General features: G+C 55.9%; 17 protein-coding genes. 14 read left to right on the top strand and 3 right to left on the bottom strand.

What is annotated here, in order from left to right; all coding sequences use genetic code 11:
- Positions 1-25 precede the first annotated feature (25 nt).
- From cheY to MOY_RS16665, 12 genes are all read left to right on the top strand, one after another.
- Positions 26-415 carry a chemotaxis response regulator CheY gene (gene cheY / locus MOY_RS06310; protein ID WP_009097747.1) on the top strand — a complete coding sequence of 130 codons (390 nt, stop codon included), beginning with the start codon at positions 26-28 and terminating at the stop codon, positions 413-415.
- A 43-nt stretch (positions 416-458) separates the two neighbouring features.
- On the top strand, positions 459-1,154 hold the full coding sequence (gene cheZ / locus MOY_RS06305) for a protein phosphatase CheZ (protein ID WP_009097745.1): 696 nt from the start codon (positions 459-461) through the stop codon (positions 1,152-1,154).
- Between the two features lie 117 nt (positions 1,155-1,271).
- Entirely contained in the window at positions 1,272-2,438 is a 1,167-nt protein-coding gene (gene flhB / locus MOY_RS06300; RefSeq protein ID WP_009097743.1) for a flagellar biosynthesis protein FlhB, read from the top strand.
- A complete protein-coding gene (flhA, locus tag MOY_RS06295) occupies positions 2,435-4,516 on the top strand; it encodes a flagellar biosynthesis protein FlhA (RefSeq protein WP_009097742.1) in 2,082 nt (693 codons plus the stop codon). The genes flhB and flhA overlap by 4 nt, the downstream gene beginning before the upstream one ends.
- A 68-nt stretch (positions 4,517-4,584) precedes the next feature.
- Entirely contained in the window at positions 4,585-6,759 is a 2,175-nt protein-coding gene (flhF, locus tag MOY_RS06290; RefSeq protein WP_035540249.1) for a flagellar biosynthesis protein FlhF, read from the top strand.
- Positions 6,756-7,322 (top strand): hypothetical protein, encoded by a 567-nt coding sequence (locus tag MOY_RS06285; protein WP_009097737.1) that lies wholly within the window; start codon positions 6,756-6,758, stop codon positions 7,320-7,322. The genes flhF and MOY_RS06285 overlap by 4 nt, the downstream gene beginning before the upstream one ends.
- 78 nt (positions 7,323-7,400) lie before the next feature.
- A complete protein-coding gene (locus MOY_RS06280) occupies positions 7,401-7,838 on the top strand; it encodes a flagellar protein FlhE (protein ID WP_050949556.1) in 438 nt (145 codons plus the stop codon).
- A 27-nt stretch (positions 7,839-7,865) separates the two neighbouring features.
- A complete protein-coding gene (locus tag MOY_RS06275) occupies positions 7,866-8,564 on the top strand; it encodes an RNA polymerase sigma factor FliA (RefSeq protein WP_009097732.1) in 699 nt (232 codons plus the stop codon).
- Positions 8,565-8,603: 39 nt separating this feature from the next.
- Positions 8,604-9,419 carry a motility protein A gene (locus MOY_RS06270; protein ID WP_009097730.1) on the top strand — a complete coding sequence of 272 codons (816 nt, stop codon included), beginning with the start codon at positions 8,604-8,606 and terminating at the stop codon, positions 9,417-9,419.
- Between the two features lie 4 nt (positions 9,420-9,423).
- Positions 9,424-10,098: an OmpA/MotB family protein gene (locus tag MOY_RS06265; RefSeq protein ID WP_009097728.1), complete on the top strand. Its 675-nt coding sequence runs from the start codon at positions 9,424-9,426 to the stop codon at positions 10,096-10,098.
- A gap of 21 nt (positions 10,099-10,119) precedes the next feature.
- The gene (locus MOY_RS06260; protein WP_009097726.1) at positions 10,120-12,123 is read left to right on the top strand and encodes a sensor domain-containing diguanylate cyclase; all 2,004 of its coding nucleotides are present in this window, start codon (positions 10,120-10,122) and stop codon (positions 12,121-12,123) included.
- Positions 12,120-14,843 carry a bifunctional diguanylate cyclase/phosphodiesterase gene (locus tag MOY_RS16665; protein WP_139029296.1) on the top strand — a complete coding sequence of 908 codons (2,724 nt, stop codon included), beginning with the start codon at positions 12,120-12,122 and terminating at the stop codon, positions 14,841-14,843. The genes MOY_RS06260 and MOY_RS16665 overlap by 4 nt, the downstream gene beginning before the upstream one ends.
- Positions 14,844-14,846: 3 nt before the next feature.
- On the opposite strand, the gene MOY_RS06250 is transcribed toward MOY_RS16665, so the two are convergent.
- Positions 14,847-15,428: a hypothetical protein gene (locus tag MOY_RS06250; protein ID WP_009097721.1), complete on the bottom strand. Its 582-nt coding sequence runs from the start codon at positions 15,426-15,428 to the stop codon at positions 14,847-14,849.
- Between the two features lie 206 nt (positions 15,429-15,634).
- On the opposite strand from MOY_RS06250, the gene MOY_RS06245 reads away from it, so the two are divergent.
- Together MOY_RS06245 and MOY_RS06240 are read left to right on the top strand one after the other, a co-directional pair.
- Positions 15,635-17,746, top strand: a complete 2,112-nt coding sequence (locus MOY_RS06245; protein WP_009097719.1) for an adenosylcobalamin-dependent ribonucleoside-diphosphate reductase — start codon at positions 15,635-15,637, stop codon at positions 17,744-17,746.
- Positions 17,747-17,803: 57 nt separating this feature from the next.
- Positions 17,804-18,586: a hypothetical protein gene (locus MOY_RS06240; RefSeq protein WP_009097717.1), complete on the top strand. Its 783-nt coding sequence runs from the start codon at positions 17,804-17,806 to the stop codon at positions 18,584-18,586.
- Positions 18,587-18,647: 61 nt separating this feature from the next.
- Here MOY_RS06240 and MOY_RS06235 read toward each other — a convergent pair whose 3' ends face one another.
- Together MOY_RS06235 and uvrA are read right to left on the bottom strand one after the other, a co-directional pair.
- A complete protein-coding gene (locus MOY_RS06235) occupies positions 18,648-19,391 on the bottom strand; it encodes a Crp/Fnr family transcriptional regulator (protein WP_009097714.1) in 744 nt (247 codons plus the stop codon).
- A gap of 141 nt (positions 19,392-19,532) precedes the next feature.
- Positions 19,533-22,382 (bottom strand): excinuclease ABC subunit UvrA, encoded by a 2,850-nt coding sequence (uvrA, locus tag MOY_RS06230; RefSeq protein ID WP_009097712.1) that lies wholly within the window; start codon positions 22,380-22,382, stop codon positions 19,533-19,535.
- Between the last annotated feature and the right edge of the window lie 95 nt (positions 22,383-22,477).

Below are 22,477 nucleotides of genomic sequence, written 5' to 3'. Positions count from 1 at the left end.
CATGTGTTTGATGAGAGGATGACCAATGGCCGATAAGAATATGAGTTTTCTGGTAGTTGACGATTTTCCTACGATGCGTCGGATCGTCCGTAGCCTGTTAAAAGAGCTGGGCTTTACCAATGTGGATGAGGCGGAAGATGGCCAGGACGCGTTGAATAAGTTGCGGGCAGGCAATTTTGAGTTCGTTGTCTCTGATTGGAATATGCCCAATCTTGATGGTTTAGAGATGCTTAAAGAGATTCGCCAAGACGAAGCGCTCAAAGGCTTACCGGTGCTGATGGTGACCGCCGAAGCGAAAAAAGAGAACATTATTGCGGCCGCACAAGCAGGCGCCAACGGCTACGTCGTTAAGCCGTTCACTGCCGCTACCCTAGAAGAGAAGCTGAATAAAATCTTCGACAAGATGGGTAAATGAAGCGGCTGAGCCTTTGTGGCTCGGTTAGCAAGGAGATACGACAATGAGCCAGAGTGAGCAGGGAAATACTGCCCAACTGCCCGATGAAGCCGCTGAAGAACTCATCCATCGCATTGGTAAACTTACCCGCATGCTGCGCGACAATATGCGCGAGCTGGGGTTAGATAAAGAGATTGAAAAAGCGGCGGAAGCGATACCTGACGCACGTGACCGTTTGCACTATGTTGCGACCATGACCGAGCAGGCGGCTGATCGTGCGCTAAACGCTATCGACCGAGCACAGCCGCTTCAGGATCAGCTGTCTGACCGTGCTGAAGCGCTGGATAAGCGTTGGGATGCATGGTTTGAAGCGCCCCAAGAGCTAGATGATGCTAAAGCCTTAGTTAAAGAGACCCGCACCTATTTAAGCGATGTGCCCACTATGGCCGCAGCCACCAATAAAGAGCTGTTGGAAATCATGATGGCGCAAGATTTCCAGGATCTGACCGGCCAAGTCATCAAGAAGATGATGGATGTGATTCGCGAGATCGAACATCAGCTCGTACAGGTGCTGATTGATAACGTGCAGGGTGCTCAGGCGCGGGAAAGCATGCAGCGCAAGGCGGAAGATCAGTGGAAAAACGAAACCGCGCGACGTAAAGAAGACCTACTTAATGGTCCTCAGGTGAAGGAGAATGCCCCGGATATCGTGACGGGCCAAGACCAGGTAGATGACTTATTGGATGAATTAGGCTTTTAATGCGTTGTTATTAAGACATTGTAACAAGCCGCATCTGGCACTATAGGCTTTTTGTTCAGCCGCCCTCTGGGGCGGCTGAATTTATGGTGAGCCGCGTACGACCGGCCGGATAGCAGCATGGCAGATAACGACAGCGACCAGGAAAAAACCGAAGAGGCCACCCCCAGGCGCTTGGATAAAGCGCGTGAAGAGGGCCAGGTTCCCCGCTCCCGAGAGCTGACCACTTTTATGCTGCTACTGGGAGGCGTGATAGGGCTTTGGAGCATGGGGCAGATGCTCTATGACCAGTTGGGAATGGTCATGGAGAGGGCGTTTTTGTTTGAGCGTCGTCAGGTAATGGAAAGCACTCCCATGCTGGTGAATGCCCTGGATCTTGGTCAGCGTACGCTGTTTGCCATGATTCCGCTGTTTTTACTCCTCGTGGTGGTGGCGTTGGTAGCGCCTGCGCTGCTGGGGGGGTGGCTGGTATCGGCAAAATCGATGCAGCCCAAACTTTCAAAGCTCAACCCTGTTAAAGGGGTGAAGCGCATATTCGGGCCTCAGGCACTGGTGGAGCTAGCCAAAGCGATTGCTAAATCGGTGCTGGTGGGAAGCGTCGCGGCAACCTTTTTGTACGTTAATATCGGCACGTTTATGGGGCTGATGGACCTGCCTATTCAGCAGGCGCTGGTCACTGCACTAAATATGGCCGCGTTAGCCGCTGGGTTAATTGTGTTATCGCTGATTGTGGTCATCCTCATCGATGTGCCTTTCCAGCTGTGGAGCAATGCTAAAAAGCTGCGCATGAGCAAGGAAGAGGTAAAGCGAGAGCATAAAGAGTCAGAGGGCGACCCCCATGTAAAAGGCCGCATTCGTCAGCAACAGCAGGCGATGGCGCGTGGCCGCATGATGAGTAAAGTACCAGATGCTGACGTTATCATTACCAACCCTACCCATTATGCGATCGCGCTCAGTTACCAGGAAGGCAGTATGGGCGCGCCTCGGCTAGTCGCCAAAGGGGCCGATGCGGTAGCGGCACGTATCCGTGAGATTGGTTTAGAAGCGGGCGTGCCACGATTGGAGGCAGCGCCCTTGGCCCGCGCCCTGTATCATCACGTGGACTTAGAAGCTGAGGTGCCTGCGGAACTGTATACCGCCGTGGCAGAAGTGATGGCCTGGGCGTATCGCCTAAAGCATGTTGCACAACAAGGAGGCGAGGTGCCCCCCACCCCTGATAATTTGCCGGTTCCCCCGGAAATGGATAGTCCCGGCCCCAAGGCCGGTGGCAGTGAGGCGCAGTCATGAAGGGCTTAGGCCAGTTGATCAATCAGCGCGATTGGATGGGCGACGTGCGCATGAAGCTGCTCGCTGGGCCGCTGCTGATTCTAATGATTTTGGGCATGATGATCCTGCCCTTGCCGCCCTTCGCGCTAGATTTGCTCTTCACCTTCAACATTGCCCTGGCCATTATGGTGCTGTTGGTCAGCATGTTTGCGCAAAAGCCGCTGGACTTCGCGGCGTTTCCGGCAGTGTTGCTGTTCACCACGTTGCTGCGCTTATCGCTCAATGTTGCCTCCACCCGGGTGGTACTCATGGAAGGGCATCAAGGGGGCGATGCCGCAGGTAAAGTTATCGAAGCGTTCGGCACCTTCCTGGTAGGCGGCAACTTTGCGGTTGGCTTAGTGGTCTTCCTGATCTTGGTTATTATCAACTTCATGGTTATTACCAAGGGCGCCGGGCGGATTGCCGAGGTTGGCGCGCGCTTTATGCTGGACGCCATGCCCGGCAAGCAGATGGCCATTGATGCGGACTTAAACGCGGGGCTAATTGGTGAAGAAGACGCTAAAAAGCGTCGAGCAGAAGTCGCCCAAGAGGCCGATTTTTACGGCTCAATGGATGGCGCAAGTAAGTTTGTGCGCGGCGACGCCATGGCCGGCTTGGTTATCATGGTGGTTAATATTATCGGTGGCCTGCTGATCGGCATGATGCAGCACGGCATGGACTTCAGCGATGCTGCCCGTACCTACACACTATTAACCATTGGGGATGGCTTGGTCGCCCAGATTCCAGCGCTGGTGATCTCAACTGCAGCGGGTGTCACAGTGTCGCGGGTAAATACCGACCAGGACGTTGGTCAGCAAATGATCAGCCAGCTGTTCGTTAACCCCCAGGTTATGATTTTAGCCGCCATCGTTATGGGGCTATTGGGCATGGTGCCCGGTATGCCCAACCTGGTTTTCCTGATTTTTACGGCGCTGCTTGCTGGGCTTGCATGGCTGTTGATCCGTCAAAAAGACCGGGCGCTGGTCAAGGAGGAGATTGCCGCGGCCCCTCCACCGCTTCAAGAAACCCCTGAAGCGAGCTGGGAGGATGTCCAGTTAGTGGATACCTTGGGTCTCGAAGTCGGACATCGCTTAATCCCGCTAGTGGATTCGCGCCAGAAAGGTGAGTTGTTGGGCCGGATTAAAAGCGTGCGCAAAAAGTTTGCCCAGGAGGTCGGCTTTTTGCCCCCTGTTGTACATATCCGCGATAACTTGGAGCTTTCCCCCAATACCTACGTGCTTTCGATGAAGGGCGCAGAGATTGGGCGTGCCGAGGCACAGCCAGGCAAGTGGCTGGCCATCGACCCAGGGCAGGTATCTGGTGAGCTGCAGGGGACGCCCACTCAAGAGCCCGCCTTCGGCCTTCCGGCTATCTGGATTGATGCCAGTCAGCGTGAACACGCCCAGGTGTATGGCTATACGGTAGTGGATGCGAGTACGGTCATTGCCACCCACTTAAATCACCTGTTGCACCGCCACTCGCCGGAAATGCTCGGTCGCCAGGAAGTGCAGAAGCTGCTGGATAAGCTCGGTGATGATCAAAAATCGCTGGTGGAAGAAGTCGTGCCAAAAGCGATCTCCCTGACGGTGCTTCAGCGCATCCTGCAGAACCTGTTGGATGAAGATGTTTCCATTCGCGATATGCGCACTGTGCTGGATACCCTGGCGGAGTTCGCGGGTCAGCAGAAAGACCCTAATGAGCTCACTGCGTTAGTGCGCATTGCGCTGGGCCGCGCTATCACTCAGCAATGGTTTGCCGGGCAAGAAACACTTAACGTGATGGGGCTGGATGCTCAGTTAGAACAAGTGCTTATTCAGGCGATGAACGGCAACGGCGCTATGGAGCCAGGCTTAGCAGATACCCTGATGAATCAGGCCCAGCAGGCGCTAGAGCAGCACGAAGCCAGTGGCGAAGCCCCAGTGCTGGTGGTGCAGCATTCGTTACGCGCTGTGTTGTCGCGCTTCCTGCGTCGCCGCATGCGTCATATGGTGGTGATGTCTCAGGCCGAAGTGCCCGATGACCGTACGCTGCGGGTGACCACCGTCGTGGGTGGGCGCTAGCCAGCGGACATAGCCATCAACGCCGATAAAGCAGTGGCAGCCATTCAAGCAGAGGCAAAAGGTAAAGCATGAGTGTTAGACGTTTTGTCGGAGCAAATAGCCGTGATGTGATGCGCCAGGTGCGCGAGACGTTGGGTGATGACGCCCTGATTCTTGCTAACCGGCGTACCGAGGGCGGCGTTGAGATTCTGGCGATGGCGGATGAAGCGGTCGATCATTTTGACCCAGCCCCCACGCCAGAGCCGCCACCCGCTTCTCCCCTCGCTTTTTCACTGCCTGCCTCCGACCCTCTTCAGGCCATGAGCGAGCGCTTGCTGCGTGAAATGCAGGATATGCGTGAGCTGCTGACCCGCCAACAGCAAGCACCTGCCGCTGCCGCAGCGGCGGATACGTCCACGCGGCTGCGCCAACTGCTAGCGCGCGTTGGTTTTAGCGATGAGTTAAGCAGCGAAGTACTGGCGGGCCTGCCGGAGTCACTGGTACTAGCCCCCGCCGACAGTAACCAGCCACTATTGTGGCTGCGCGAACAACTGATGGCGCGCTTACCGGTGCTTACTCAGGAAAACAGTTTTTTTGACCAAACGGGCATTGTCGCGCTGGTGGGCCCAACGGGCGTAGGTAAAACCACCACCACCGCGAAGCTTGCAGCACGTTTTGTGATGCGCCACGGTACGCGGCCGGTGGCGCTTGTCACCACCGATAGCTTCCGTATCGGCGCCCATGAGCAGCTGCGGATATATGCGCGTTTGCTCGATACGCCGATGTATGCCCTCGATGCGGAGCAGCCTATTGATGATCTGCTAGGCCGGCTACAGGGTAAACAGTGGGTAATCATTGATACGGTCGGTATGAGCCAGCGTGACCAGCGGGTCATTGAACAAATCGCTCACCTGCAGGGGGGGCAATCGACCGTGCGGTTAGTGCTGCTGTTAAATGCCGCCAGCCAACCGGAAACGCTCGAAGAAGTCGTACTACGCTATCGGCAAGCCGCCCGCGCGGCGGGCGCCGAGCTAGACGACTGTATTATCACCAAGCAGGACGAAGCCGGACGCTTAGCGCCGGTGCTTGATATTGTCATGCGCCATGGAATGCGTGTGCTGTTTGGCTCTCATGGGCAGCAAGTGCCTGAAGATATGGCCGTGGCGAACCCCGCGGCGCTGATTGACCAGGCGCTGGACGGCCAATCCACATTAGCCAGCCAGCCTGCTTCCGCGCCGGTAAGTCTGCCCCGCTGGTCAAGGGATGTGCTTGGCCAAGGGCGTCGTCTCTCATCGGTACTGACGCGCCTGCGCCAGCGAGTGGCGGGTTTTGCCCGCTTAGAGGCGGTATGGGATATCGCCGCCCTGCCTAGCGCAGTGCAGGATGGGCGGCTTGATCGTTTACTCGCTGATGCGCCCCCGACAGACAACCTACTAGGAATGGCATGGTCGCCCCGCCGCAATGAACGCGGCTGTGACTGGTCAATGCCAGATATTGGGCTAGACGCTAACGGGGCTTGGTCGGCGCTGCCCCGCCTGCAGCATCGCCAGCCCGCCGGTTGGCAGCCCCGTTTGGCAACACAAAGTGATGAACACGGCATCGCCGTCCATTTGCTGCCTACGCTCCCCGACACCGAAGCGCTGGCATGGTTGGAAGCCCAACACCTGACCTGGGTCAGCTTGGTGCCTGCCAGCCAGCGGGTATACTTCCAGGGCACGCGTTGTGCCCAGCGCCAGTTATTTATTGATAGCACGCTTACGCACCATATAAGCGTGCGTTTTCGTGGGCAGCCTATGCAGCTGTGGAGTGCCTATGCAGAAGTGACTGACGCGTCTGGCACTGCTCTATTGGCATGGTACGGAGAGGTTCGTGACCCCGAAAGCGCTAAGCGTATTGCTCGGCGTTACTGGTTAAGCCCTGCTCGATTAGGCGCTGATGCGCTCTCTTTACTGGCGACCCAGCTGCAAAGCGAAGGGGTCACCGCGCTGACGAAGCGGGCATGGCAGCAGCTTAAAGAAGCCGACAGTGGTGATGTCAGTGCTGAAATACGCCTGCTCATGGCCAGCGGCGTTGCCGCCGTAGCAGGGCATTTGGACAGTGCCGACGATGCTGCTGCCCTGGCCCTGCGCACCGACCTGATGCTGCTGCTAGGCACCCAGCGAAAACGGCGCGATACCGCCTTGCTCGACGGATTAGTGCATGCCTTTATGGCCCGCGATGCGATTCGTCAGCTAGGTAGCGTGAGCCGAGAGGGCATGCTATGAGCAGCCAAGACCAGGCAGCGGGGCTGCGAAAATGGGCGGATTTACAGCGTCAGCAGCGCGGAGACATACCCGAAGATACGCTACCGGATGAGCCAGCTCCCACAGAGCCAGTCTCAAAAAAAGCGGCTTCTGTTTATGCTGCATCCGCCATGGTGCCAACCGTAGAGGCGCCGCCCACGCCGAAACAGCCGCTGGTGGTGGTGGGCCTACCCACCCATCAGCACCAGGTTAACAAGGTAAGAAGCCGCCTCAGCCAGTGGTCGGCATTGGGGCGCCGCTGGGCAGGCGACCCAGATGACTGGGACATTCACCTGGTTGACCCTGCTACAGCTAATCTGCCATTACTGGTGGCGCGCTACCCGCGCTGGGCGTTGTGGGTAAGTAGCGATGCGGATGCGTTTATGCCGATGTACCGAGTTTTGCGGCAAGTGCATGACAACAAAGGTCCAAAGCGCCTGTTGGCGCTGCATGAGCCCCACTTGCCACGCCAAGGATTACTCGATAACTTGCGAGAAGCTGCCGCAGGTTATTTAGACACAGAACTGCTGCTGCTTGCCCGATAAGGGCTGCAGCGTTTACAAGCAAGCGGGTATTGGCAGAGAAGTACTGGCCACTATCTAGTAGCGTTACTGGGAGCACCCATGCAGCGACAAAGCAGGCAGGGCAGGAGCATCTTAAAGGTGGTCACGGTGAGCATTACGGTGTCGCTCATCGCGATGGGGTTGGCAAGTAGCGTACAGGCAGCACCTGGCAGTTGGAGCAGCCAAGTTCCCAGTGTCATGGTCGCCATGAGCGACCGGGTCAGCAGCAGCCAGCCCATCGTAGCGCCCAGCGCAGCGCAAGTGGGAAACGCAGTGATTGATCGGATACAGTGGCGGTATGAGGCGCCACCGGCGTCGCCAGTCAATGCTTGGCTATGTCACCCTGAACAGTGCATCCCACTTAACAGCATGCGGGGTTCCACTATGGCATTAGCCGGAAAGCACGCCGATGCGCCGCTGTACTTTCGTTTTGCCTTAACGCCCGGCCAGCGGCCGGTACGGGTACAGGGGCTGCAAGCCATCGTGAATTACCAGTAAAAAGTGTTTTAGCCGCGAGGCACGAGGATGTATACAGCACAAGGCAGGATCAAACAGAGTGAGCTGTTAACCCAATACATGCCACTGGTGAGACGTCAGGCCTTAACGCTGCAGGTGAGGTTGCCCGCGAGCATCGAGCTAGATGATCTTATCCAGGCGGGCATGGTGGGGTTGTTAGAAGCCCTTGGGCGCTTTGATGCGGCCCAAGGCGCGACATTTGCCACCTTTGCCAGCCAGCGAATCCGTGGCGCGATGATGGATGAGCTACGCACGCGCGACTGGCTACCTCGTAGCGTGCGACGTTCGGCCAGGGCGATGGATGAGACGGTGCGGCGGCTGGAGCAACAGCTAGGCCGCGCTCCCGAAGAGGGGGAAATCGCCCGTGATTTAGAAATGCCGCTAAGCGACTATCAGCAGCTACTCAATGACACCAACAGCGGCCAACTGCTGCCGTTTGAAGAGCTGGTGACAGAGGGTGGTGAGCCTAGTAGCGGCGCTGGCAATTTGCTCTTCGACCAGTTGTTGGACGCTCAGCAACGTCAAACCTTGATTGAGGCGATTGAGGCGCTGCCAGAGCGAGAAAAGCTGTTAATGGCGCTGTACTACCAAGAAGAGATGAACTTAAAAGAGGTGGGTGCTGTGCTGGGGGTTACCGAGTCCCGTGTCTCCCAGCTGCATAGTCAGGCCGTTAGCCGTTTACGCGCCCGTTTGCACGACGCCAATTAATCTCTCACTCACTTATTTGAACCCGGCGAGGAGCCGTTGATGAATCCATCTACGCTGATCGGTATATCTGCCAGCATTCTACTGCTGGTAAGCGTGCTGTTTTTTACCGCAGAGTCCCCAGAAAGCTTTCTTAACTTACCGGGGTTAGCGATTGTCATTACCGGTACGCTGGCCGCTACGTTTATCAGTTACCCGCTGAAAGAAGTACTTCGGGTAGTGCGCTTGGTAGGCTTAGTGTTTCGCCGTGAAAATACCTATGTTCGAGATGACATTAACGAACTCGTGTCGATGTCTCGGCTATGGTTTAAAGGCGATGTTCGGGCGGTGGAAAAAGAGCTTGAGCACACCCGTAACCCGTTTCTACGCACGGGCATTCAACTGGTCATTGCCAATACCAAAGAGGATGAAATCTTCGACATGCTGCGCTGGCGCATAGCGCGGTTAAAAGCGCGCGAGCATGCAGAAGCACAAATTTTCCGCACGATGGCCACTTACGCGCCTGCCTTTGGCATGATTGGTACGTTGGTGGGGTTGGTTAACATGCTTGAAGTCATGGATGCGGGTGACCTAGAAGTCATTGGCCCGCGCATGGCCGTTGCCCTGCTCACCACGTTTTACGGTATTTTGCTCGCCAACCTAGTGTTTAAGCCTATTGCCGTTAAGCTTGAGCGTCGTACCGAAGAGCGCCTCATTACCATGAACATGGTGCTTGAAGGTATATCGCTCATCACCAAACGTCGCCTACCGTCGTTTATTGAAGAAACACTCAACTCCTTTGTTGCCAACTACCACGACGAAATACGCGATGCTACTGTAAAGCCACGCACCACGCCTAGCCCCGCGACAAAAGGGTAGCGACATGCTGAACAGTGAAGCCCGTCATGCGCTGGAAATGCCCAATGCCGAAGGCGAGGGGGATGAGAGCTGGTTAACGAGCTATCTGGATGTATTGACGCTACTAATCACCCTGTTTGTCCTCCTGCTGGCGTTAACGCCGCCAGGCGGGGGAGAAGCGGCAGATAGCGATAGAATGCGCTCGGCCAGTGCGATTACTGCGCTGCCCCTGGCAACCTTAGCCACTGGTATTCAGCCTCGTCACCAGGGGCTAAGGCCGCAGATGGCGGGGCTAAATATTCCCGGGGTCAGTGTTTCCCAAGGCCGTGAAGGCCTTACCCTGCGTATTGATGATAGCCTTTTGTTTCCCAGTGGCGATGCCGTGCTAACGCCCCAAGGGCAGAATGTGCTAGAAAACCTGATAACGGCGCTTGAGGCCTTTGAAGGTCAAATTTCGGTAGAGGGGCATACCGATAATATACCCATTGCTACTCCTCGGTTCCCCTCGAATTGGGAGCTCTCGGTAGGACGCGCGATTGCGGTTGTGCGCCACCTTGAACGCCAGGGAGTCGCTGTTTCACGAATGCGGGCGGTCGGATATGCCGACACCCAACCCATGGAAAGTAACGCGACCGCAGAAGGGCGAGCAGCCAATCGTCGCGTTGAGCTGTTGCTAAAGCAGCAGTTTGAGGGTGAATAGATTTTTTTTCGAGGCTATTTCGTGCCGAAGCAACACCCTTTACTTCAGTCGTTTGGCGCTTTGCTGGTGTTGGATGCTGACAGTCGGCGCATTCAAGCTTTCAGTAGCAACCTCGCCGCACTGGTTGGCATGACCGTTACCGACGGGCGTGATCAGACGCTGTCGGAAGTGCTGGGCAAACGCCTAAGCCAGCGGCTACGTCACGAGCTACAGGGCCAGCAGCGCTTGGCCGGGCCGCTAACCTTTACCCGCCCGGCGAGCTCAACGCGCTTTCAGCTTTATGCCTACCGTTCAGGCGCCTACGTTGTGGTAGAAATTGAACCACTGACACCGGTTGGTAAACGGCGCTTGTTAGGCACGGTGAATGAGCGCTTGCTCAGGCTGACGGAAGCGAGTCATCAAGAGGAGTTGCTTGACTACCTAGTGCGGGCTGTTCAAGAGTTGACCGGTCACGATCGCGTCTCGATCTGCCACCTTGACAGCGACTGGCACGGGCTGATCGTCGCCGAAGCATGCGGCAGCGGCTTACCGTCACTGTTAGGTCAGCGTTTTCCCTCCAGCGACTTTCCCCTTTCCTTACGCCTCGCCTACGAGCGCCATCCGGTGCGCTTAATTGAGGATGTGGCAGCGCCCAGTGAATACTTAGTCCCCCGTGATTTCCCTGTGGCACTTAACGATAGTTTTCTGCGTGCCCCTGCCCCAGAGCGTCAACGCTATCTGCACCGTCTTGGCGTTCGCGGGGCGTTAAGCGTTGCTATGCAGAGCGATACTGGCCTTTGGGGGCTGCTGTTTTGTTATTCGGCGAAATCACACCCGGTGGCCCCTCCGGTGCGTGACGCAGTGCGCATGCTGGTGCAAATGGCGACTCAGCGCCTGCTGCTGCTGCGGGCACGCCAAGAAGCGCGCTATCTACAGCGCGTGCAGGATAGCTTGGCGCTTTCAACCAAAGCACGCGAAGAACCGCAAAGCCCCCAGCAACTTTTGGCTGAACAGGCGGATACCTGGATGGCACTGTTTCGTTCCCACGGCGTGGCACTATGGGCGAAGGGCAGCGTTTTTCAGTCTGGTAATACGCCGGCCCCAGAGGCGATTAGCCAGCTGGCTAGGCGCTTGGATAAAGCCCATGGTCATAGCGGGCCGTGGTGTACTCGGGATATCTCTAAGGAGCCGTTAACCACATCGCTGTCCATGCCCGAGCAGTGTGGTGTGCTAGCAGTGCCCCTGCCCGTGAACCTCGCTCAGCGCGGTTGGCTGCTGTTTTTCCGTCCTGAGCAGGTAGAAAGCTTCTATTGGGCGATGCAGCCTAAAGCTTTCCCTCAGGGGGCCGTCATAGCCACTCCTCCAGCGGCATGGCATGAAGAAGTGGTGGGTAAAAGCGAGGCGTGGCAGCGGGTCGAGCGCCTAGCAGCCGTGGACTTGGGGGAAGACCTAACATTGGCGATTTCAGCGTACGAAATCAGCACGCTCAATATGTACCTAGAGTGCGAGCGCAAAGCCCTGGCCGAAGCAAATCAGCGCTTAGAGCAGCTGGCGCATTTCGACCCGCTGACCCAAGTATGGAACCGCTACCGCATTGAGCAAGCCATCGACGCTGAGCTGGTGGCCGCTAAACGCTATGGCGCGGTCTTTGCAGTGTTGCTGTTCGATGTAGACCACTTTAAGCAGATCAACGATAGCTACGGGCATAGCTTGGGTGACGACGTGTTGGTATCGCTAGCGCGCTTGGTGGAAAGTTCTCTACGCGGTTGTGACCACCTGGGCCGCTGGGGCGGAGAAGAATTTGTGGTGCTAGCGACTCACTCCGACATAGAGGCGGCCGCTGGTCTGGCGGAGCGGCTGCGCCATCTTGTTGCCTCGCTGGAGGTAAATAAATTGCCACAGCCCATCACCGTCAGCGTTGGGGTCGCGGCATGGCGGCCCGGAGATAGCTGCAAAACGTTAGTCGCCCGCGCGGATATGGCGATGTACCAGGCAAAGCGGAGTGGGCGTAACCGTGTTGAAGTCGCCATCAAGGAACCATCTTGAGATATCAGAGTGAGAAATGGCGCCACCTCTCCCCTCGATGGGTAGGGCTCTTTGGCAGCTTATTACTGGCAGGTATCGTCATGCTGGTGGTGTGGGAGATGCGCACCTTCTATCTCAACCAGCAAACCTCTGCGCAGTCGCGCACGGGCGCTAGTGCTGATGTAGTAGCAGAGTGGTTAGGAAGTGCGCTGGAGACCTCACGTCACGCCCTTGAGAGCGTTGAGGCGCTCTATCAACTCACCTATGACGAGCGTATTGATACGACGTTGCTGGCGCACTATTTAGCGCAGCAGCGCGACCAGGTCGCACTTTGGGATGAAGTTGGCCTGCTTGATCCACAAGGCAATGTATTGGCATCAACACTACCGCTTCAGAGCACGCGGTTTGATGTTGGCGTGCAGGACGTTTTGTCTGGGTTAGTTGGTCAACGTGACCGCCGCGATGCCGTCTCGCGCCTTTACTGGTCAGAGCGCGCGGATGGGCTGCGCCTGCTCCACCTATTACGCGTAGAAAACAGCGTTGGTGAGCCGGAGGCATATATCGTTGCACGGTTAAATCCTGCTTATTTTGTGCAGCTGATGGGGCGTTTAACCCTAAATGAAGGCGCAAGTCTTGCGCTGTTAGATGCTACGCCCCGTGTCATCATGCAGCGCTCCCAGGGGGGCGTCGAAGAGCCTGCCGTGCTGGGCCGCGAGGTTAGTACCCCCGAACTGGCGCATTTTTTAGCAAGTGATCAACTTGCGGCTACGTGGGAGCGCGTCTCGCCAGTCGATGATACGCAGCGGCTGTTTAGCGCGCGGCGGTTGAGTGATGCTCCCTGGCTAGTCATCAGTGGTGAAGACACCACCTTTTATTTGCACGACTGGTGGCGGCGGTTTTGGATTATCTTGGTGGGGATAGTGCTGCTGGCGGCGTTAGGAGCGACGGCCTTTTATCACTACCGACGCCTCTATGCGGCGGAAAAAGTCCTGCGTGAGCACCGCCAACAGCTGACTCAAGAGGTGGCGGCCCGAAAAACAGCGCAGCAAGCCACTGAGCTTGAAGCCGCGCAGCTCAAAATTGCTGCAATGGCGTTTGAAACGCACCTGGGCATGTTTATTGCCGATGCGGATAACCGCATTGTGCAGGTTAACCACACCTTTAGTGAGATCACCGGCTACGACGAAAAAGAAGTAGTGGGCCTTACACCGGCGATGTTGAATTCTGGCCGCCACGATGCCACGTTTTATCGACAGATGTGGCTATCTCTCAATGAGCAGGATCGCTGGCAAGGCGAGGTGTGGAATCGGCGTAAAAATGGTGAGGTTTATCCTCAATGGCTGACCATTAGCGTTGTTCGTAATGATAACGGCGCCGTTACCCACTATGTGGCTACGTTAAGTGATATCACCCAGCGCAAAGCCGCTGAGCAGGAAATTCATCAGCTGGCGTTTTTTGATGCCCTGACCGGGCTTCCCAACCGTCGCCTCTTGATTGACCGCATTGAGGCCCGCCAGCGGGAGGCACGTCAGGAGAGTCACTACAGCGCGGTGATGTTTATTGACCTGGACAACTTTAAAACCATTAACGACAGCCTGGGCCACTACTTAGGCGATGCGTTACTGGTCTCCGTTGCCAAACGGCTCGCGGGTATTGTGCGTGATAGTGATACCGCTGCCCGGCTGGGAGGCGATGAATTTGTCGTTATGCTTCACGAGCTAGGGGACGATATCGCGGTGGCTGCGCAGCATGCAGAAGGTGTTGCTTATAAGCTACTGACTGCTCTCAGAGAGCCGTTGGTCATTGATGACCACCCACTCCAGATCTCTGGCAGTATTGGTGTGACGCTATTTGCTGGGGAGTCGGTAGGCGTAAGCGAAATTTTACAGCAGGCAGATTTGGCGATGTATCAAGCCAAAGCCTCTGGGCGCAATGCGCTGTGCTTTTTTGACCCCTTTATGCAAGCTGCGGTGAAGGAGCGTGCCCAGCTAGAGTCTGACCTACGCCACGTGATTGAACGACAGCAGCTATCGCTCTACTACCAAACCCAGGTGAATGAGCGTGGTCAGGTCGTGGGCGTTGAGGCGCTTGTGCGTTGGTTGCATCCCGAGCGCGGTATCGTGTCTCCGGGTGTCTTTATTCCGCTAGCGGAGGAAACGCACCTCATCGGGATGATTGGTGAGTGGGTGCTGGAAACGGCCTGTCGGCAGCTAGTGGTCTGGTCGCAGCAGCCGCATACCGCAGCGTTGAGTGCTGCGGTTAACGTTAGCCCTAACCAGTTCCGACAAGTAGGTTTTGTTGAACAAATAAAAGCTGTCTTAGCACGTACCGGGGCTAATCCGCAGCGGCTAAAGCTTGAAGTGACTGAGTCGCTGCTCATGGAGGACATTGCCGAGGTGCGTTGCCGCATGGAGGCGTTGCGGCAGTTAGGCATTCGTTTCTCCCTGGATGATTTCGGTACCGGCTATTCGTCGCTGGCCTACCTCAAACAGCTTCCTCTAGATCAGCTTAAAATTGATCAATCCTTTGTTCGAGACGTGTTGGAAGATCCGGCAGATGCCGCGATTGTGCGGACGGTGATTGCGTTGGCCCATAGCCTAGAACTAGAGGTTATTGCCGAAGGGGTCGAGACCCAGGCGCATCGCGACTGGCTCAATGCGCAAGGGTGTCTTGTCTATCAGGGCTACTTCTTTTCACGGCCTCAGCCGATTGAAAACTTACAGCTACCAGACACCGTATAGGGATTAATAGCCTGTCTCGGCAGCTAAGGGCGGTTCACACAGTGACTGCATGCGCCCAATGGCGCCATCAGCGCCTTCCAGACTAAACGTCATATACCACGGCGCATTCGCTTCCTGATCAAAGCCGATAAATAGCTGCTCGCCCTGGCGCATGTCGTCTATTAATGCAGACATTTCGCTGAGATAGAAGTGTGCGTAAAAGCCATCGTCGCCGCGCTCGGTAATAAATTCGGCCATGGTATCCACGATGGGTTGCTCATCAATACGCAGCCTAGCCGGTACGAGATTGACCGCTTTGCTTTCCCCTTGCTGCTGCTCAAGGGTAACGCGCATTTCCAGCCAAGGTAGATCACAAACGCCCTGAGTCGCGTTAAGGCTTAAGGTCGCATCTGAGTAGCTGTGAGTCTCCACTGCGCGCACGTGACGTTCGTCACCCAGAACAAGCATCATCGACTGCCAATGGCCATGGGCTTCGGGCTGCTCAATGTTAAACGTAGCCGCTGCGGCGAAGGGCGCGGCAACCCAAAGGGTGGCGCCCGCCATGGTGCTAATCACAAGCGTTGAGAGAGAGGTGTACGTTTGCATGATCAATTTCGCACAAGAAAAACCCTAGCCTATAGCGTGTTGGCGACCAACAAAAGCTAACGCGCTGATTTTCCTATATCTAGTAGTAGATGAGAAAATTAAGTGGCGTATATAGTGTGAAGTCAAGTCTATACTTCATTTCGATGCCACGTATAATCGCCGCATTTGAGTACTGTATTCACCCCGTTGTGAAGGAGTTTTGTCACATGAGCACCGCTGCTAAGGCTATGAAGACCTCTAATGATGTTCCGATGCAGGCGCCCTCGCGGGAGATCTGGGACGCTAAGTATCGCCTTAAAGATCGTCATAGCCGCCCTGTTGACCAGGATGTGGGGGCTACCTTTGAGCGGGTCGCGCGGGCGCTAGCGGCGGTGGAAGGTGATAAAGCGAACGAATGGCTGCCGAAATTCCGGTGGGCGTTGGAAAATGGCGCCATTCCTGCCGGGCGGATTCTGTCTAACGCCGGTGCGGAAGCTTACAAGCCAGCGGTGAGCCTGATTAACTGTACGGTATCGCGCACCATTCGCGACTCCATGCGAGATATCCTTGATTCCGTAGTGGATGCTGGCATGACGCTGAAGTCCGGCGCTGGCATTGGTTACGACTTTTCGACGCTGCGCCATAAGGGCGCCTTTGTATTTGGCGCAGGCGCCGGTACCAACGGCCCGCTGGCGTTCATGGATATCTATGACAAAATGTGTTTCACCGTCGCCTCTGCCGGTGGGCGTCGTGGTGCGCAGATGGGCACCTTCGATGTCGGTCATCCAGATGTGCGTGAGTTTATCCAAGCCAAGCGGGAAGCGGGCCGCCTGCGTCAGTTCAACCTTAGCCTGCTGATAACCGATGAGTTTATGGAAGCGGTGAAAAACAACGCCGACTGGCCGCTGGCGTTTCCGCTCCATCCCGGTGAAAAAGAGGACGTTAAGGCCGAGGACCTGATCTACCGCGACTGGCCCGTTATCGAAGAGGGGTATACGGTGGATGAGCAGGGCCGTGTGGCCTGCCGCATTGTTGAAGTGATCAAAGCCCGCGAGCTGTGGGATACGATCATGTCCTCCACCTATGACTACGCTGAGCCGGGTTTCATACTGATTGACCAAGTGAATCGTATGAACAATAACTGGTTCTGTGAAGATATCCGCGCCACAAACCCCTGTGGTGAACAGCCGCTACCACCGGAAGGCGCCTGCCTGTTGGGGTCTATCAACCTCACTCAGTTTGTTATCGAACCGTTCAGCGATAAGCCGCGTTTTGACTGGGAGCGCTACCGTAACGTGGTGGCTATTTTTACCCGCATGCTGGATAACGTTGTGGAGATCGCTGGGCTGCCGCTTCCCCAGCAGCAGCGTGAAATTGAAGCTAAGCGTCGCCACGGGATGGGCTTTTTAGGGCTGGGGTCTACGATGACGATGCTCAAAATCCCCTATGGCTCAAACGCGTCGCTAGCCTTCACTGAAGAGGTCAGCCGTCACCTTGCCCTGGAGGGTTGGAAACAAGCGTTAGAGCTTTCCAAAGAGAAAGGCATGGCACCGGTGCTAGCGCAGGAGCACACCATTACGCCGAAAATGATGCGTGAGCGCCCCCAGCTTGCAAGCGATGGTTACGAAGTAGGCGACAAGGTGCCGGGGCGTATTTTGCATGCCCGCTACAGCCAATATATGGCGAAAGTCGCCGAGTTAGAGCCTGAGCTGGTAGCGGCACTGGCCGAACACGGTGCGCGGTTCACCCACCACAGCTCGATTGCGCCCACTGGGACTATTTCGCTTTCCATGGGTAACAATGCCTCTAACGGCATTGAGCCGTCGTTCTCGCACCGCTACTTCCGTAACATTATCCAGTCGGGCAAGAAAACCAAAGAGCAGGTCGAAGTGCTGTCGTTTGAGCTGGCGGCCTACCGCCACTTTATCGCCGCTGATGCGGTGGAGAGCGATCTACCCGACTACTTTATTACTGCTGACTCGGTGTCGCCGGAGCAGCACGTGGCCGTGCAGGCAGCCGCTCAGCAGTGGATTGATTCGGCCATTTCTAAAACGGTGAACGTGCCTACCGATTTTCCGTTTGAAAAATTTCAGAACCTCTACCTGCAAGCCTACGAAAGCCGCTTGAAAGGCTGTACCACTTTCCGTTTTAACCCTGAAGCCTTCCAAGGTGTGCTGGTACGCGAAGACGACCTTAAAAACACCACCTATGTGTTCGAACTGGAAAATGGTGAAACCCTAGAGCTTACCGGCGATGAAACGGTGATTTACGACGGTGAAGAGCATAATGCCGCTAACCTGTTTGATGGCTTGAAAGAGGGCACCTACGGCAAATGGTAAGTGCGGGCAGCATCTTACTGACTAAACCACGCACACCTTTGCTAAGTGGAGAACGATATGGCTGTTGAAATTACTTCAAAAATAGTTGGTTATCGCATTAAGCAGCAGGAGCAGGCCGCGCCTGCCCCTGAGCTACCCGAAGAAGATCCGCTGACGGTTCGGATTCCCTCTCGCCCGGAAGGAACGCTGGAAGCCGTCTCTGAAAAGATTTCTTACGTAGGTGCTGAAGGGCGTAAAAAAGTCTACTTGCTGGTTTCCTTTATGCCCGTAGAGGGCGTGATGGGCGGTCGGCGAGTTGTGATTGAACGGCCCGTTGAGTTTTTCTTTCCCTCTGGCCAGCTCTCCAGCGAACACCAGTGGATCACGGCGACTATGCGCAGCCTGTCACTGGCCGCCCGTGGTGGCTACGTGACCCAGGCAGTTGCCGACCTTCGCAAGGTGGCCTGGGATAAAGGCTTGGTGCGCTGTGGAATGAACCGTTGGAACAAGCCGGTGTTTCACGACTCAGAAGTCGCGGCAATTGCCTGGTCGATTCAGCAAATTCTTTATCGCCGTGGCTTTCTTGATCAGGATGGCAACCAAGTGCCGGTAGAAACGCTGGTGGAGCGCTATGCGCACCGTATGCAGCACGGCCATGCCTGGCAGCCTGAAGAAGCAGAAGCCGCCTCGGTAGAGCAGGGCGCCGTAGAACCGATTGGCGGGTCAGGTGCATCGGTAAAAAAGCCTGAAGGCAGTGGCCCCCCCAGCGTAGGCAACTGCCCGGAGTGTCGCGGTGAGCTAATCATGATGGACGGTTGCCCCACCTGCTATGCAGGCTGCGGCTGGTCTAAGTGTGGTTAATAAAGGTGGGTGATTAAAAATAGGCAACTAACAAGCCGCGTGCCCTAGGCGCGCGGCTTTTTTATGCGGACTGCTCCAGCAGTGGCCTAACGCTATCGGTTAAGTAGCAGTCGTCAAACTCGCCTTCAGTGGCTAGGGCATCCAAGTCAGGGATTGTGACATGGTGACGGTCTCGGAAAACCAGCCCCTCTTCACTTAATGCACTAAAGGTACGGCTAACATGTACCGGGCTTAGCCCCAAAATATCAGCTAGCTGCTCCTGTGAAAGAGGGAGACGAAACTGCCCGCCAATATCACGGTTAGTTTGGCGCAGGCGAAGATACATTTCGTGGAGAAAGTGCGCCATTTTTTGCCTAGCAGTACGTCTGGCTATGTTGACGAGTCGTTCAGTCAGCAGAGCCTGTTGGCGGCTGCTGATGGCGAAAAGCACAGACGTCAAGGTGAGCGACTGGCGAAATATTTCAAGCATACGCCTATGGGGGAAGTGACACACCACGCCATCAGAAATCATGCGGACGCTATCTAACCGCTGTGAAAAAGCAAATTCACGCAGGCCAATAATATCGCCAGGCAGAAAGACCTCTAAAATCTGCCGGTCACCGTTCTCAAGATGGCGAAAAGAGTAGGCCCAGCCGCTTCTAATCGTGCAGAATTCGTCTGCTGACGCGCCCGCTTCCCACAGTAAGTCGCCAGCCTTGATAGTGGTCGGACTCTGCTCAAGGGAGTCTAACAACTGCTTCTCCTCTTCAGTCAGCGAGCAGTAGTGACTAAAGTGACGAATAATACAGCTTTTATCTTCGTCCACGGCTTACGTTCTCCTCAAGAGCTAACCATTGTAGTTAAGCTAGGTGCTACACAATATAAACATAACGTGCCAATGTTGCTCGCCCTTTTGGCTGGCTTAAACGTTGGCAGGGCAAGCGCTGGCGTGCCCTGTTTCATGGGGTTAGGCGGATTTAGCGGTACCTTTACCCCGGGCCAGTAGCGGGGCCAAGAAGCGCCCTGTGTGAGAAACTTTCTGCTTGGCGATTTGTTCGGGGGTGCCTTCGGCGATGATTTTTCCACCACCAGAGCCGCCTTCAGGCCCAAGGTCGATAATCCAGTCAGCGGTTTTAATGACGTCTAAATTGTGCTCAATCACCACAATGGTGTTGCCGTGATCGCGCAGCCGGTGGAGTACGGTCAGTAGTTGGCGAATATCTTCAAAGTGCAGGCCAGTGGTCGGCTCATCTAAAATATACAGCGTTTTGCCGGTATCGCGCTTAGCCAGTTCTCGGGCAAGTTTGACGCGCTGGGCTTCACCGCCGGATAGGGTGGTAGCGCTTTGCCCCAGGCGGATATAGGAAAGGCCTACATCCAGAAGGGTTTGTAAGCGGCGGGCAATAGCGGGTACTGGGCTGAAAAATGCTAAGGCGTCTTCCACCGTCATGTTTAGCACTTCATGGATGGTTTTGCCTTTGTAATGAATATCGAGCGTTTCGCGGTTGTAGCGCTTGCCCTTACACACGTCACAGGGCACGTAAATATCCGGCAGAAAGTGCATCTCTACCTTGATCATGCCTTCGCCCTGGCAAGCTTCGCAGCGCCCACCCTTCACGTTAAAGCTGAAACGGCCCGGCTTATAGCCCCGGGAACGCGCTTCTTGAGTGCCCGCAAACAGTTCCCGAATAGGGGTGAAAATCCCAGTGTACGTCGCGGGGTTAGAGCGTGGCGTACGGCCAATCGGGCTTTGATCAATATCGATCACTTTATCAAGTTGATCCAGGCCTTCAATTTTCTCATAAGGCGCAGCGGTCAGCGTGGTCGCGCGGTTTAATTCCCGGGCCGCAATCGGCATCAGCGTGCCGTTGATCAGGGTGGACTTACCCGAGCCGGAAACGCCCGTAATCGCGATAAACAGCCCCAGTGGCAGGCTTAAAGTGACGTCTTGCAAGTTGTTGCCCGTAGCACCGCGCAGCACCAGCTGCTTTTCCGGGTTGCCGGGAATCCGGTAGGGCGGTACTGCAATTGCCCGCGTGCCCGAAAGGTACTGGCCGGTGAGCGAGTTGGGGTTGTCCATCACGTCTTGGGGGGTGCCCTGGGCGACGATTTCACCGCCGTGAACACCGGCGCCAGGGCCAATATCCAGCACGTGGTCCGCGGCGCGAATGGCGTCTTCGTCGTGCTCCACAACGATCACCGTATTGCCTAAGTCGCGCAGCCGTTCCAGGGTTTTCAGCAGGCGGTCGTTATCACGCTGGTGAAGGCCGATGGAAGGCTCATCCAAAATGTACATCACGCCGACCAGCCCCGCGCCAATTTGGCTGGCCAAACGAATTCGCTGGGCTTCACCGCCGGAGAGCGTGTCGGCACTGCGTTCAAGGTTCAGATAATCAAGCCCCACGTTGACCAAAAATTCCAAACGGGCATGGATTTCACTGACGATTTTATCGGCAATTTCGCCTTTACGGCCCGGTAGGCTTAGGTCTGCAAAGTAGCGCCACGCCTCACCAATGGGCAGGCGCACAATATCGGCGATAGTGTGGTCATCGACATAAACGTGGCGGGACTCTTTGCGCAGCCGCGAACCGCTGCAGGTGGCACAGGGCTGCACGGCGATATACTTGGCTAGGTCGTCGCGCACCATGTTGGATTCGGTTTCTCGGTAGCGGCGCTGCATATTAGGCAGGACGCCCTCAAAAGCGTGTTCGCGGGTTACCTTGCGGCCACGGTCGCCTACATAGGTAAACGGAATTTGTTCGTCACCACTGCCGTTGAGGATAATCTCCTGCTCGTGGCGGGCAAGCTCGCTCCACGGCGTTTCCAACTCAAACCGGTAGTGATTGGCCAGCGCCTGTAATTGGGTAAAGTAGTAAATATTGCGCCGATCCCAGCCTTTAATAACGCCTTCGGCCAGCGAAAGTTCTGGATGGCTGATCAGCTTTTCAGGATCAAAATATTGCTGCACGCCTAGTCCGTCGCAGGTAGGGCAGGCGCCCGCAGGGTTGTTAAACGAGAACATACGCGGCTCAAGCTCAGAGAGCGAGTAGCCGCACACCGGGCAGGCAAAGCGCGATGAAAAGGCGAGATCTTCTTGCTCGCCATCCATAAAGTGAATCATTGCCGTGCCATCGGCGAGGTTGATGGCGGTTTCAAATGACTCGGCCAAACGCTGGGCGATGTCGTCGCGCACTTTAAAGCGGTCAACGACGACGCTGATATCATGCTTCTTGCGTTTATCCAGCGGTGCAATATCGTCTAATTCAAGCACTTGGCCGTCAATTTGCACGCGCACAAAGCCTTGGGCGCGAAGCTCGGCCAACAGCTGCAGGTGTTCCCCTTTACGGCCCTTCACCACCGGCGCCAATAGCATTAGTTTGGTGCCTTCGGCCAGGTTCATTACCTGGTCGACCATTTGCGAAATCGTTTGCGCTTCAAGGTCTTCGCCGTGTTCTGGGCAGCGCGGCGTACCGGCGCGGGCAAACATCAGGCGTAGGTAATCGTAAATCTCAGTAATAGTGCCAACGGTGGAGCGAGGATTGTGGGAGGTGGACTTCTGTTCAATGGAAATCGCAGGCGATAACCCTTCGATGTGGTCCACATCGGGCTTTTCCATCATCGAAAGAAATTGGCGCGCGTAGGTAGAGAGTGACTCCACATAGCGTCGCTGCCCTTCGGCGTAGAGCGTGTCAAACGCTAGCGATGATTTGCCTGAGCCTGAAAGCCCTGTAATAACAATCAGTTTATCGCGTGGCAGCTCCACATCGATCTGCTTGAGGTTGTGGGTGCGGGCACCCCTGACCAGAATGCTGTCCATCAACACCTCGAATCGCGTGGCAAAAGCGCAATTATACGTTTCCTGTACCCCTCCCGGCAAAACTGCCTGCAGCGAAACGGCGGCGCTGGGCGTTT

It is taken from the genome of Halomonas sp. GFAJ-1 (genome assembly GCF_000236625.2).
GTDB lineage: Bacteria > Pseudomonadota > Gammaproteobacteria > Pseudomonadales > Halomonadaceae > Vreelandella.
This window is presented reverse-complemented; position numbering and strand designations above follow the sequence as displayed.